12 protein-coding genes are annotated in these 13,316 nt (G+C 73.7%); 8 read left to right on the top strand and 4 right to left on the bottom strand.

The features are described 5' to 3' along the window. The first annotated feature begins 17 nt into the window (after positions 1-17). Positions 18-1,718 (top strand): WD40 repeat domain-containing protein, encoded by a 1,701-nt coding sequence (locus tag AC5L36_RS21870; protein ID WP_494908771.1) that lies wholly within the window; start codon positions 18-20, stop codon positions 1,716-1,718. 76 nt (positions 1,719-1,794) lie between these two features. Here the strand turns inward: AC5L36_RS21870 and AC5L36_RS21865 are convergent, their stop codons facing one another. Both AC5L36_RS21865 and AC5L36_RS21860 read right to left on the bottom strand, forming a co-directional pair. Then, positions 1,795-2,907 carry a hypothetical protein gene (locus AC5L36_RS21865; protein ID WP_441218434.1) on the bottom strand — a complete coding sequence of 371 codons (1,113 nt, stop codon included), beginning with the start codon at positions 2,905-2,907 and terminating at the stop codon, positions 1,795-1,797. Then, positions 2,894-3,277 carry an MmcQ/YjbR family DNA-binding protein gene (locus tag AC5L36_RS21860; RefSeq protein ID WP_441218432.1) on the bottom strand — a complete coding sequence of 128 codons (384 nt, stop codon included), beginning with the start codon at positions 3,275-3,277 and terminating at the stop codon, positions 2,894-2,896. The genes AC5L36_RS21865 and AC5L36_RS21860 overlap by 14 nt, the downstream gene beginning before the upstream one ends. An 18-nt stretch (positions 3,278-3,295) precedes the next feature. Between AC5L36_RS21860 and AC5L36_RS21855 the strand changes: the two genes are divergently transcribed. The 5 genes from AC5L36_RS21855 (at position 3,296) to AC5L36_RS21835 (ending at position 8,873) form a co-directional block, all read left to right on the top strand. Beyond that, the gene (locus AC5L36_RS21855; protein ID WP_441218430.1) at positions 3,296-4,102 is read left to right on the top strand and encodes an MBL fold metallo-hydrolase; all 807 of its coding nucleotides are present in this window, start codon (positions 3,296-3,298) and stop codon (positions 4,100-4,102) included. 322 nt (positions 4,103-4,424) lie between these two features. Further along, the gene (locus tag AC5L36_RS21850; RefSeq protein ID WP_441218428.1) at positions 4,425-5,840 is read left to right on the top strand and encodes a hypothetical protein; all 1,416 of its coding nucleotides are present in this window, start codon (positions 4,425-4,427) and stop codon (positions 5,838-5,840) included. A gap of 845 nt (positions 5,841-6,685) precedes the next feature. Further along, positions 6,686-7,507, top strand: a complete 822-nt coding sequence (locus AC5L36_RS21845) for a sugar nucleotide-binding protein (RefSeq protein ID WP_441218426.1) — start codon at positions 6,686-6,688, stop codon at positions 7,505-7,507. 87 nt (positions 7,508-7,594) lie between these two features. After that, positions 7,595-8,134 carry a hypothetical protein gene (locus AC5L36_RS21840; protein WP_441218424.1) on the top strand — a complete coding sequence of 180 codons (540 nt, stop codon included), beginning with the start codon at positions 7,595-7,597 and terminating at the stop codon, positions 8,132-8,134. Positions 8,135-8,243: 109 nt separating this feature from the next. Further along, positions 8,244-8,873, top strand: coding sequence for a DUF3267 domain-containing protein (locus AC5L36_RS21835; protein ID WP_441218422.1), 630 nt, complete (start codon positions 8,244-8,246; stop codon positions 8,871-8,873). Between the two features lie 22 nt (positions 8,874-8,895). Here the strand turns inward: AC5L36_RS21835 and AC5L36_RS21830 are convergent, their stop codons facing one another. Continuing rightward, positions 8,896-9,570: an RraA family protein gene (locus tag AC5L36_RS21830; protein ID WP_441218420.1), complete on the bottom strand. Its 675-nt coding sequence runs from the start codon at positions 9,568-9,570 to the stop codon at positions 8,896-8,898. 88 nt (positions 9,571-9,658) lie between these two features. On the opposite strand from AC5L36_RS21830, the gene AC5L36_RS21825 reads away from it, so the two are divergent. Then, positions 9,659-10,918, top strand: coding sequence for a CehA/McbA family metallohydrolase (locus AC5L36_RS21825; protein ID WP_441218418.1), 1,260 nt, complete (start codon positions 9,659-9,661; stop codon positions 10,916-10,918). On the opposite strand, the gene AC5L36_RS21820 is transcribed toward AC5L36_RS21825, so the two are convergent. Beyond that, positions 10,907-12,244: an MFS transporter gene (locus AC5L36_RS21820; protein WP_441218416.1), complete on the bottom strand. Its 1,338-nt coding sequence runs from the start codon at positions 12,242-12,244 to the stop codon at positions 10,907-10,909. The genes AC5L36_RS21825 and AC5L36_RS21820 overlap by 12 nt on opposite strands. 78 nt (positions 12,245-12,322) lie before the next feature. Between AC5L36_RS21820 and AC5L36_RS21815 the strand changes: the two genes are divergently transcribed. After that, a complete protein-coding gene (locus tag AC5L36_RS21815) occupies positions 12,323-13,291 on the top strand; it encodes an NADPH:quinone oxidoreductase family protein (RefSeq protein WP_441218414.1) in 969 nt (322 codons plus the stop codon). Positions 13,292-13,316 lie beyond the last annotated feature (25 nt).

The raw sequence follows: 13,316 nt of genomic DNA, 5'->3' as shown, positions 1-13,316 counted from the left end.
ACCGCGAGCGGCCGGCCGTGGAGCTGGCCGCTCGCGACCGCGCCGGCGCGTACCTCGGCGACGCGGACGAGCGCGCCCACCTCCAGCTCGCCGCCCGCCGGACCGGCGCGGACCAGCTCGCCGACCGGCTCGTGTACGAGGGCGGCCTGGCCTGGTCGGCCCGGTGGCTGCTGCCCGTGGAGGAGGTGCCGCACCGCACGGTCGCCGCGCTGCGCGGGCCGATCGTGGCACTGTGGACGGTGCGCGAGGTGGTGGGCGCGGTGGCCGGGTCCGGCGAGTACGGCGTGTGGTCCACCGGCGGCGGGCCGCTCGTCCGCGGGCGCGGCACCGGGCCGGTGGTGGGTGCCACGACCGCGGCGGGCCGGCACGTGCTGGCCGGCGCCGAAGGCGCGCTGCTGTGCCTGTGGGAGGCGGCCGGGGGAGCGCCGGTGGAGCTCGACCGGGTCACGCTGCCCATCCCGCTCCGCTCGCTGGCCGCGGTCCAGCCGCCCGACGGGGTCCCGGTGCTCGTCGGCGTCGAGGTGACCGTGCCGTCCGGCGACTGGAGCATGCTCGACACGGCGACGACCGGCGGCGCGGTGCGCGGCTGGGCGGTCGCCGGCGACCCACCCCGCCTGCGCCCGCATCCCTCGCCGCCGCCGGCCGACCCGGTGCCGGTCGACCCGCTGTACCCGAAGGTCTCGGTGGCGGTCCGGGGCCGCGAATGCCTGCTGACCGGCGGCCGCGACGGGATCGTCCGCGCGTGGCCGCTCGACGCCGGGGAGGGGGAGCCGCCCGTGCCGCTCGCGTCGCCGGCGGCGGTCGCCTGCGCCGCCCGCTCGGACGGGCGGTGGGTGGCGGTCACCGCCCACCACAATGGACGGATCGGCGCCTGGGACCTGGCCGAGGGGGCACCGCCCGAGTCGGTGCTGCACGACTCCCACGACGCGGCGGCGGTGGCGTGCGTGCGCGCACCGGGCGGGCCGCCGCTCGCGGTCACGGGTGGCCTCGACGGGCGGGTGTGCGTGTTCGACGTGGACTCCGGCGCCCTGCTGCGCACGATCGTCGTGCCGCCCGGCGGCGAGCTTGCCGGCGCGGGGCGCTACCGGCCGACCGGCGTACCCGACGAGCCACCCGGACCGGAGCCCGTGCGGGACGTGACCGCGGCGGTCCTGCCGGACGGGCGCCCGGTCGCCGTGTCGGTCGGCAACCTCGGTTGGTTGCGCTGGTGGTGCCTGTCCAGCGGGGAGGCGCTCGGCGCCGCGCGCCTGAGCCACTGGGGGCGGGCCGTCACCGGCGACCGCCGGGTCGTCGTCGCCACGACCGGCGACGACCTGCGGGTGTACGACCTGGCGTCCGCCCGTGCGGTGGCCGTCTTTCCCCGGGCCGGCCCGGATCCACTGTCGACGCTCGACGTCGCCGGCGACCTCGTCGTGGCACTCGACGACGCCGGGCGGCTGCACCGCTACCGGCTGGCCCACGGGGCGCCGGTGGGTGAGCCGCTGCCCGGTCACCACCGCGACGCCCGCACCGTCGCGTGTGGACGGCACCCGGACGGCCGGGCGATCGCGGTCTCCGGCGGCTGGGACGGCACCGTGCGGGTGTGGGACCTGGCGGCCGGGCGGGAGCTGCACCGGATCCCCGTCGAACACCCGGTCTACGCGGTCGCGCTGGCCGGCGACGGTTCCATTGTGGTCGGTGCGCACGGCGTCATGGGTGTGCTGCGCCTGCACGCCTAGGGTTTGAGCACGGAGAGCGGGTCGGCGCCCGCACCGGCCATCCGCGCGGCGTCTCGGGCGTGCTGCGCCCGCACGCCTAGGGTTTGAGCACGGAGAGCGGGTCGGCGCCCGCACCGGCCATGCGCGCGGCGAAGAGCCCCGCCAGATCGGCCGTCCACCGTGGACCCCGCCGCTCCGCCTCGACGGCGGCCCGCTGCCGCTCGTCCAGCTCGCCGGCCGGGCCGGGCGGGGAAGGCGCGGACGGCGCCGCGAGGGCGGTGGACAGCCGCCACCGGTCCCCGTCGCCGCGTGCCTCGGCGAGCATGCGCTCGAGCAGGCCGCGCAGCTCCGGCGCGAGGGCGAGCAGGTGCTTGTACGCCAGCAGGTTGCTCAGCACCCAGCCGTCCGGCTCGACAAGCACGCGCAATGCGATCGCGGCGGCCACCACCGGGTCCGCGACGCCGCGCAGCAGCTCGGCCGCCCTGCGCCGGACGGGCGGCGCGTCCTCGGCGAGGAAGCCGACGACGGCCCGCACGACGCCCGGCTCGCCGAGGCGGTAGGCGAAGCAGGACAGCAGCGCGGCCCGCGGTCCTGGGGCTGTCTCCACCTTCGCCGCCTCGACGAACGGCGCGGCGGGGACCGAGGTGTAGCTCAGCGTCTCGGCCGCCGCCGCCCGTACCCGCGGCTCGGGGTCGTGGCGCATGAGGCGCAGGCAGGCGTCCCGGTCGAGGACGTTCTTCGGCACGTTGAGCGCCTCGATCCGGACCGCCGGCGAGCTGTCGGCGAGGAAACGCGCGCTGAACTCCCGCGTGCGGTGCGTCGACAGCACGGCGTTGACCGCCCGCAGCCGCACGCGATCCTCCGGATGCGTCTCCAGCTCCCGCCGCAGCGGCTCGTAGCGGCGCCCGAGGTAGTAGAGGAGGGTGGCCACCCGCTCGTCGTCGTGGGCGAGGTCGACGGCGGCCGCGCGGATCCGCGGGTCGTGCTCCGACCGCCGCCCGAGTATGCCGCCCAGCGCCCCGGCGGCCGCGTCGCCCACGTGCTCGTACACCTCGGCGAGCCCGCCGACCGTGCGGACCTCGGCGCTGTCGTGCAAGGCCATGTCGAGCAGCGTGTCCACCAGCCCCAGGTCGCCGGAGGCGCCGGCCAGGTGGGCGGCGTCGAGGCGCACCTCGTCGTCCGGGTGCGTGAGCCGGTCACGCAGAGACATGCGGGCCGCCGTCCAGGTCGCCGGCCAGCTCCCGCGGCGCGCGCATCCGCCAGGCGTCGGTGACCAGCTCGGTGAGGCGGTCGACGCCGACCCGCTCCAGCCACAGCATGACCAGGGGCAGGCCGTCGTAGCCGGGCGTGGTGAAGAAGAGGTCCGGCTCGCCGAGCAGCAGGGCCTGCTTCTCCGCCTCGTCGCCCACGTACAGCACGGCGATGTCGGTGCGGATGACGCGCGGCTGGCCGGGCTTGCGCTCCGGGTAGGACCAGACGAACCCTTTGTCGCCTACCCGGAAGTCGAAGCCGTCGCTGTCGATCTCGACCACGTGCGGCAGCGCGAGCGCCAGCCGTCGCACGTCGTCCGCGTCACTCATGCCGATAGGTTAGGGCCTGTGACGGACACGCAGCTGGCACGGCAGGAGTGCGCCGCGGTGGTCCTGGGCGGACCGACCACGGTCGTAGACCTCGGCGGTCTGCGGATCGTCGCCGACCCGACCTTCGACGACGCCGGACCGCGCGGCTACCTGACCAAGACCGCCGGGCCGGTCGTGGCCGAGGGCGGGCTCGGACCGGTCGATCTCGTGCTGGTCAGCCACGACGTCCACCTCGACAACCTCGACGAGCGCGGCCGCGCCTTCGCGCTGGCCGCGCCGGCGCTGCTCACCGGTCCGGTGACCGCCGGCCGGCTGGGCCCGCCGGCGGTCGGTCTGGCCCCCTGGGCCACCCACGCCCTGCCCCGCCCGGACGGTGGCGGCGAGCTGACGGTGCTCGCGGTGCCCGCCGTCCACGGCCCGGAGGACGCCGAGCGAGACAGCGACGGCAACGTCATCTGCGAGGTCACCGGCTTCGTCCTGTCCGGACAGGACCTGCCCACGGTGTACGTCAGCGGCGACAACGCCTCGATCCGGACGGTGGCCGAGATCGCCCGCCGCGCGCCGCGGATCGACGTGGCCGTGCTCTTCGCCGGGGCGGCCAGAGTGCCGGCGAGGTTCGCCGGCCGCCCCCTCACGCTGGACAGCCGCCGAGCCGCCGCGGCGGCGGCGGTCCTCGACGCGGCAATCGTGGTTCCGGCGCACTACGACGGCTGGGCGCATTTTTCGGAGGGCCGCGCCGACCTGGAGCAAGCCTTCGAAGAGGCCGGCCTGTCATCGACCCTCCGGTCCGTCGAACACGGGACGTGGGTGCCCCTCTCGGCCTGAGACGTGGATGGAGGGCGCCGTCGTCACGCGCCACTTCGCCATGTGAAATTCCGACGGCCCCACGATCATTGATCTCTGTCGGGCTGCATTGTCTGAACACCGACAGATCGACAGCGGGAAATCGTGAGGTGCTTGATTGCGGTAACCCATTTGGCGGTGCGACCCGAACCGATATGGCATTCGTGTATTCCACCCGGCTGACGCGGCGTTGCGTTTCGTTATCGAGGTCCACGCACACAGATGTTCCGGGGGCGGAAATGGCGGAGAACCATGTTCGGCACGAGCCGAGACAGGCCCGAGACGTCCCGTCCGGAGGCCCATCATGACCACCCTCACCGCTCCGATCACGAGCGCTCGTGATTTCCGTTCCGCCGCCGGCTGTGGCGAAGAAGGCTGTGACGCCGAGCTGATCGACGACGTCGACGTCTACTGCCACAGCCACGACCGGTTCCTTCCCCTCGCCGGAGCGGAGCCGAGGCGGCTCAGGCCGGTGCTGGCCTTCGCGTGGCGGGCCGCCGTCTGCCTCGCCTTCCTGCTCACCGCCGCAGTCGACGACGCGTTGCCGGTGTTTCTCGCCGCGGTCGCGCTGGGCGGTGCGGTCGTGGCACTTCCGCTGCGCCGCTTCGGCGCCCTCGCCGCGTACGCCCTGGCCGGCTGGGTCCTCGCCGGCGGCGGCGCGCTGCTCCTTCAAGCGTCCGACCGCGGCCGGCTTCAGCTCATCTGGACCGCGCTCGTCGTGGCGACCGCCGTCGCCTGGCTGCTCCAGTTCGCGCAGGACGCGCTCGAACGCGCGGACGTCGGGTCCGCGGCCGCGCTCGTCGCCAGCGTCTTCGCCGTCGCGCCCGCCGCGCTCGCGGTGTCGGCCGCGGCCGTGGTACCCGGTGCTCGCCACCTGGTCGACCTGCCCACCGGGGTGTCGAACGCGGTGCTCGTCCTCGCCTGCGCCGCCGCCGCGCTGGCGCTGCTGATCGCCACCTGCGGTGCCATCGCGCGTACGGCCGACTGGACGCTGCCGTACCGTGAAGGGCCTTTCTCGCGCCCCGATCCGCCGAGAAGGATCGCGACGCCGCGGCGCCGCCCACCACGGCGACTGACCGGTGCCCAGCAGCTGCCTGATCGGATCGGTCGGGCGGTGTTGGCCCTCGCCGAGACGGTCGCGTTCGCGGCCCACGCCGCCACGGTCATGGCCGGCAACGCGCTGCTGCGCGCCTGGTACTGGTGCAAGGTGGGCTTCGTCTGGGCGGTGAACTGGACGTGGTGCTGGGCGCGTGCGATGACCGTCATCGTGGCCGGCGCCGCCCGCGCGACCCTGGCCGCGACCCTCCTCGCCACGCGCGTGGTGCTGGTGCCCGTGGCCGCGCTCGCGACGGCCGGCTGGGGCGCCCTGCAATTCGCGCGGAACACGACGACCTATCTGACCGAAGGATCCCTGCCGGGATTGTTCGCGCTCCTCGGCGCGGGGGCACTGACCGCCGCGGCCCTGCACGTCACATGGATTGCGCTATGTCGCCTTCCCGTCCTGCCGGCGGTCCGCTCGGCCGGGCGCACCGCCAGCATCTCGGGCGCGAACGGCCTGCTCATGGTCGCGGCCGGCGGCTGGGCGATCGGCCTGTTGGGCACGTTCCACCACGGACCGATCCGGGTCGGATGGGTCACCGTCACCACCACCCTGCTGCTGGTCGCGACATCGGTATGGACATACGTGCGGCAGCATCGGCGGCGACCCGTTCTTCAGTGACACCGCGCTTTTCGCCTATTCGTCGGGGGCTGGCGTCTTGTTCACGTACCGGAGGCCCTGAAACCCCTATATAAGACAGAGACTTGAGCTACCGCGATGTCCGTCGTGGTCCGGACCGCTGCTCCCGCGGCCGCACCCGTCCGCCGTTGGTCCCGGTCACCCCTGCGTTATCCGCTAACGGGTAACGCGCCGAGATCGCCGACCATTCGTGCGGAGTGGCCGTCGCGACCACCCACCTCTCACCTATTTCGAAATGGCTCTGGATGTGGGTCGCGGTGGCCGAGCCCGACGTCGAGTACCAGGCCCACCAGCCGCTCGACACGCGCCAGCCGCTCGACTACCCGCCGGCCGAGCCCGCCGCGCAGTACGTCTCGCCCGCCGACGCCGCCCGTATCGCCCGCACGACGGCCGACGTCCTGGTGATCGACGGCCGCCCGCGCTACCACCTGGCCGGCTGCGTCCACCTGCTCGGCCGCGAGAGCGAGCCACTCCCGGTCGGCGAAGCGGTCGAGCTTGGCTTCAGCCCCTGCGGCCGACAGCGCCCTCCTCGCCGACGCCCGCCGCGTCTAGACCGCGGACCGCCGCTCCCGCGGCGCCCGGCGGCTCGCCGAGATCCCCCGACCTCCGCGCGACAAGCCAGCCCGAGCGCGTCCGTGGCGAGAAATGGCCCCTATAGGGGCCAAAATTCGCCACGGAGCGCTTCGCTTGGGGTCACGATTTACGAGGCGGCCCGCCGGTCAAGGGTCATCCCCGCGAGCTCTTCCCCGTCTCTGAGGGGGTCTGGGGCCGGAGGCTCCAGGAGAGGATCTAGTTGGCCGGATAGGCGGCCCGCTACCGTGGCGGCGATGGATCTTCTCGTGGTCGGTGGCAGCGGGTTGCTCGGGCGGGAGGTCGTGCGGCAGGCGCTGGGTGCGGGTGCGCGGGTCGCGGCGACGTTTCACCGCCACCGACCGGACCTCGCGGGCGTCGGCTGGCGGGCGCTGGACATCAGGCGTCGCGACGACGTGACCGCTCTTGTCGAGCGGCTCCGGCCCGCCGCCGTCGTCAACGCGGCCTACCGGCAGGCCGACTGGGCGACCACGGCGGACGGTGCCACGCATGTCGCGGCGGCGGCCGTGGCGGTGGGGGCGCGGCTTGTGCACGTCTCCAGCGACGCGGTGTTTTCCGGGCTCGCGGACCGCTACGACGAGGCGTGCCCACCCGATCCGACCACACCCTACGGTGCCGCCAAGGCGGCGGCCGAGACCGCGGTCATGGGCCTCGATCCCGGCGCCGTCGTCGCCCGCACCTCGCTCATCGTCGGAAACGGCGACTCGCCGCACGAGGCGCACGTGCGGGCGCTGGCGTCGGGCGCCTCGGGCGGTGTGCTGTTCACCGACGACGTGCGGTGCCCGATCCACGTCGAGGATCTGGCGTCGGCGTTGCTGGAGCTGGCCGCCTCGCCGTACCCGGGAATCCACCACGTGGCCGGCGCCGACGCGGTCAGCCGGCACGAGCTGGGGGTGCTCATCGCCCGCCGCGACGGGCTCGACGAGGCCGCGCTGCCGACCGGGTTGCGGGCCGGGAGCGGCTTGGCGGGCGGCCTCGACGTGCGGCTGGACTGTGCCATGACTCAGTCGCGGCTGGCCGGCCGGCTCCGGGGGGCACGCGAGTTCCTGGCGCGCTGAGCCGCGGGCGGGGCCGAACCGTGAAGACTTTGTGGAGATCGACCGCGGCGCGGCGGGTGGCACCGGCGGTCGGGTTACGCTCCGCCCATGCGCACCCTGACCCGCGTCCGTGTGTGGCTCGTGGTGTTCGTGGTCGGCCTCGTCGTCAGCGGCGTCACCGCGTTTCCGCTCGAGACCGAGACCCGTCTGCTGGTGCGGCTGATCCACGCCGACTGGTCGCCCGCGCCCGACCACCTGCCCGGGCTCGTCGACTGGGTCGACCGCGCGCACGAGGGCATCGTCGCGACCAACCGGGACTACCCGTTCATGGCGTACGGCACGGACTGGCTGGCGTTCGCGCATCTCGTCATCGCGGTCGCGTTCTGGGGGCCGTTGCGGGATCCCGTGCGAAACATCTGGGTGGTGCACTTCGGGATGATCGCCTGCGTGGCGGTCGTGCCGCTCGCCCTGATCGCCGGTCCGATCCGCGGGATCCCGTGGGGATGGCAGATCGTCGACATATCGTTCGGCGTCTTCGGCCTGGTTCCCCTGATCTTCGCCGAACGCGGGATCCGGCGGCTCGCCGCCGAGGCGGCCCAGCCCGCCGGCGTGCCACCGCCGGCGGTCGCCGCATCCACCAGCGGCTGATGCGGTAGCCACACCAACGCCACCCGGGCCGGCGAAGCCGGTCGACGGCGACGCGCGCGCACCCGGCGACGGGCCCACCGCGGTGGATGGCGCGCGGGTACCGTGCCGTATGCGCGCGCGTCGGTCGTTGCCGGATGGGTTCGTGCTGGGCGGGACGCTGCGCCTGCACGGCAACCCGCGCCTGCGGCGCACGCTGTCGTGGCTGTCCCTGCCGTGGGGCCTGGCATCGGTCGTCGCGCTCGGGTTCGCCGCGGGGCTGGTGCGCCCGGAGGGGTGGACGGTCGACGCCCGTGACACCGCGCCCGCCGTGTTCCTCGCCGTTCTGGTCGGCGGCCTCGTCGCCACGCCCGTGCTCACCCTCGTCGCGCACGAGGCGATACATGGAGTGCTGCTGTGGGCCTTCACCGGGACGCGCCCGGTGTTCGGGTTCAAGGGCTGGTACGCCTACGCCGACGCGCCCGGTTGGTTCCTGCCGCGGGCGTCGATGGTGGTGGTGCTCGCGGCGCCGCTCGTGGCGCTGCCGGCGCTCGCCCTGCCGCTGGTCGCGTTCGGCTCGGTGGGGCTGTCGATGTTCGCCTTGCTGGGCCTGTTCGTCAACGCCGTCGCCGCGATTGGTGACGTCTACATGATCGCCGTCGCGGTGCGGATCCGCGGGCCGGTCTACTTCGGCGACGCGCCCGGCGCCCGGCCCGGCGAGGCCGGCAGCTGGTACGTGCCGGAGCGGTCGGTCAGACGGTGAAGGCGACTCTGCCGGCGGCTGGTCAGACGGTGAAGCGGAGCTTCGACGGCTCGCCCCGGGTGAGCCGCTCGAGGTGTGCCGCCACGTCGAGGCAGTCGGTGAGGGTGGCGCCGTCCGACAGCCGCGCCGCCACGCGGGCCTCGGTCTCCATGACGGCGGCCGCGGCGGTCAGTGACGCGACCGCGGTGGCCGGGTCGAGCACCACGATGCCGTCGTGGTCGGCGATCACGATGTCGCCAGCGCCGACGCGGACGCCGCCGCAGCTGACCGGGCCGCCGACGGTGGCCGGGCGGACGGTCGTGCCGGCGGCCGGCGTGACGTGCCGGCTGTAGACCGGCAGCGGGCACGCGGCGACGAAGCGGAGGTCGCGGTATCCGCCGTCCACGACGATGCCGGCCAGCCCCTTGGCGAGCGCGGCGCGGGCGAACAGCTCGCCGGCCAGGGCGGTCTCGTGGCCGCCGCCGTCGACCACGACGACGTCGCCGGGCGCGGCCCGCTCGATGGCCTGGATGACGCCGAGGAAGTCGTGGCGGCAGCGCACCGTGATCGCGGGCCCGCACAGCGCCGGGTTGGCCGAGCGGCAGCGCAGGGCGGGCGACATCACCCGGATGTCCGGGGTGACGTCGCACAACGCGGTGGTGTCGACCTGGGCGGCGAGCCGCCGGACGGTGTCCAGGTCAGCGGGTGTCTGCTGCACGACGCGACCTTACCGGTACCGCAATGTTCGCTTTGCGGACGACTCGGCGCGGTGGCGCCGTCGTATCGCGATTTGCTGATGTTTCTCTATGAGTGGACGCGACCCCCATCACTGCCACCACGATCACGCACCCCGCGAGGGCGTGCCGTACGGCCACGTCGACATCACGGCCCTGGGCCGCCGCGCGCTGCTGGCCGGCGCCGGCGGCGCGCTGATGCTGGCCGCCCTGCCGGGCGCGGCCCGCGCGAACACGAAGATGGCCGCCGCGGCGGCCGCCGGCGCCGCGCGGGCGTCGGCCATCACCCAAGGCACAACGCTGGTACACGCCGACATGCACAACCACACGGTCATGTCCGACGGCGACGGCAGCGCCGCCGCGGCCTTCGCCTCGATGCGGGAGGCGGGCCTCGACGTCGCCGCGCTGACCGACCACGCCACGCTTTTCGCCATCGAGGGGCTCAGCTCGGGCGAGTGGCGGACCACGGGCGAGCTGGCCAACGCCGCCAACGACCCGGGGCAGTTCACGGCGATCCGCGGCTTCGAGTGGTCGCACCCGTTGCAGGGGCACATCAACGTCTGGAACACCAGCGAGTTCGCGGACCTGCTGCGGGCGAGCAGTCCCGGCAACCTGTACAGCTGGCTGACCGGTCGCTCAGGCGGGCTGGCGAGCTTCAACCACCCGGGGCGCGAGGTGGGCCGGTTCGACAACTTCTCTTTGAATGCCTCGGCCCGCGCCCAGCTTGTGGGGCTGGAGATGTTCAACCGTGGCGACGATTACCTCTTCGAGGGCTGGTCGTCCGGGATGACCTCGCCGCTGGTCGCCTGCCTCAACGCGGGGTGGCGGCCGGGTTTGACCGGCGTCACCGACGAGCACGGCACCTCGTGGGGCTTCCACGAGGGCCTGGGCCGCAGCGGCATGTGGGTCACCGAGAACACCCGCGACGCGGTGTTCGCGGCGATGACCGCCCGGCGCGTGTTCGCCACCCGGGTCTCCGGCCTGCGGGTGGACGCCACCGCCAACGGGGTGCGGATGGGCGGCGTGCTCGGCACCGCGTCGGCCGACGTGCGCTTCCTGGTGGACGTGGACCGGGGCGCGGCGTGGGACGGCAAGCCGCTGCGGATCCAGGTGTTGCGGCCCGGCACGTCGGCGCCGACCGTGGTCGACGTCGTCGACACCGTCAACGGCACGGTCGCCGACTTCACCGTGCCGCTGAACGCCGCGGACGGCAACTGGGTCGTGCTGCGGGTCTCCGACCCGGCGGCGGCCAACGGCACGCCCGGTCCGGCCGGCCACCCGTGCAACGACTTCGGCGTGGCGTACACCAGCCCCTGGTGGCTACAGCCCTGACACGGGTACGGGGGCTGGAGCTTCCGCGTAGCGGTCGGCCAGCCGGCGGTACGGGCTGCTGCCCAACGCGACCGCCGTCGCCACGATGCCGATCGCGCCGGTCAGCATGAAGACGAGCGCCAGCCCCCGCTCAGGGCCCGTGCCGAACCAGCCGCCGATCGCGTCGGCGCCGGCACCGTCCGTCATGAACGGGATGAACACGAACTGGGCCACCGGCGAGATGAGGAAGGCGGTCAGTGGGGAGGCCGCCTGCTCGACGCTCTGCGCGAAGCCGAACACCCGGCCCTGCCGCTCGTACGGCACCACCTTCTGGAGGATCGTCTGCTCGGCCGCCTCGGCGTACGGAACGAACAGCATGTACAGGTACATGCCGGCGGAGAGCAGCACGATCGACGAGCGCACCGGGAAGAGGAGGGTGACCGTCCACAGCAGAAGGTTGACGCCCAGCAGCAGGCGCACCGGGTTGGCGCCCACGCCGGTGCGGGAGACGAGCAGGCCGCCCACGATGAAGCCGGTGCTCAGGACGCCCCAGAGCAGCCCCCACGCCTGCACGGAGACCAGCGACAGGCCGTACGCGTCCATCAGCGCCATGAAGACGCCACCGAGCAGGTTGTTGAACGCGGAGAAGATGATCAGCGCCATCAGCCCCGGTACGCCGCGCACCACCCCGACGGTGCCGCGCAGGTCGACCGTACGCCTGACCGAGGAGTCAGCGGGCGCCGGCTCCCGCACCGCCACGAGCGAGAGGTGGCCGACCGCGAGGGTGAGCACCGCGAGGGCGAGGACGAGCACCCAGAACATGTCGCCGACCGCCACGAGGACGCCGCTGATGACGGACGTGACCAGGAACGTCACGCCGGTGGTGGTGCCGACCAAGCCGTTCGCCCGGCCCCGGCTCTCCTCCTCGATGAGCACGGTGACCAGGGTCGGCAGCGCGATCGTGCGGATGTTGCCGGCGATCACGCCGAACATCAGCAGCAGCACCACCACCCACAGCGCGACGCTGGCCGGGTCGGTGAAGGACTGCTTCGGGGTGAGCTGGTAGACCGCGAACGCCACCGTGTACAGCGCCAGCGACGCGACCGTCGACACCTGCATCATCGTCTTCTTGCGGTGGTGGTCGACGAGGCTGCCGAACCAGATGCCGGTCGACGCGGTCAGCGCCAGGAAGATGCCGGAGATCAGGCCGGTGGCGAACACCGAGCGGGTCTGGAGGTACACGTAGAAGGTGATCGCGAACCAGACCGTGAAGTTGATCACCGAGACCAGCAGCGTGCTGACCAGCAGGTTGAAGAAGGTCTTACGGTCCCCGCGGATGTCGCCCATGACCATGACCTTATGACCTCAAGCATCCTTGAGGTCCAGTCGCGCCCCGAGCCGCCCGCGCGCGGCTAGAGTGCGGGGATGCGTGCGGCACGGGTGACGAGGCTCGACGGGCCGGGGTCGATCGAGGTCGGTGACGTCCCGGAGCCCTCCGGCGACGGCCGGGTGTTGGTGGACGTGGTCGCGGCGGGGGTCACCTTCCCCGACACGCTGCTCACCCGCGGGCAGTACCAGATCAAGCCGCCGCCCCCGTTCATCCTCGGCTGCGAGGTGGCCGGCGTGGTCCGCGCGGCGCCCGAGGGGTCGGGCCTGGCGGCGGGCGACCGGGTGGCCGCGTTCCCCGGCTTCGGCGGCTTCGCCGAGGTGGTGGCGGTCGAGCCCGACATGGTCTTCCCGCTGCCCGGCACCGTGCCGTTCGAGGTGGGCGCGGCGCTCCCGATGAACTACCTCACCGTCCACTTCGGACTGCTTCGCCGCGGTGCCCTCCGCGCCGGCGAGACGGTCCTCGTGCACGGCGCGGCGGGCGGCGTCGGCACGGCCGCGATCCAGCTCGCCAAGGCCTCGGGCGCCACGGTGATCGCCGTGGTGTCCACTGAGGACAAGGCGGCGGTGGCCCGCGCCGCGGGCGCCGACGACGCGGTGCTGGCGGACGGCTTCCGCGCCGCGGTGAAGGAACGCACCGGCGGCCGCGGCGTCGACCTCGTCGTCGACCCGGTCGGCGGCGACCGCTTCACCGACTCGATGCGCAGCCTCGCGCCCGAGGGCCGGCTGCTGGTCGTCGGCTTCACCGGCGGCGAGATCCCGACCGTGAAGGTCAACCGCCTGCTGCTCAACAACATCTCCGTCGTCGGCGTCGGCTGGGGCGCCTTCTGGCAGTCCCGGCCGGGCTACCTGCGTGAGCAGTGGGCCGACCTGCTGCCCCTGCTGGAGGCGGGTCGCCTCGACCCGCCGCTGGGCCGCACCTACCCCTTGGAGCGGGCCGCGGAGGCGGTGGCCGAGCTTGACGAACGCCGCGCCACCGGCAAGATCCTCGTCAAGCCCGCGCTCTAGCGCCGGAGTCGGGTGGCGTTCATCC

The sequence above is a fragment of the Phytohabitans sp. LZ39 genome (assembly GCF_059359075.1).
The sequence above is the reverse complement of the archived record's forward strand: the minus strand, read 5'-3'. Positions and strand labels throughout refer to the sequence as shown.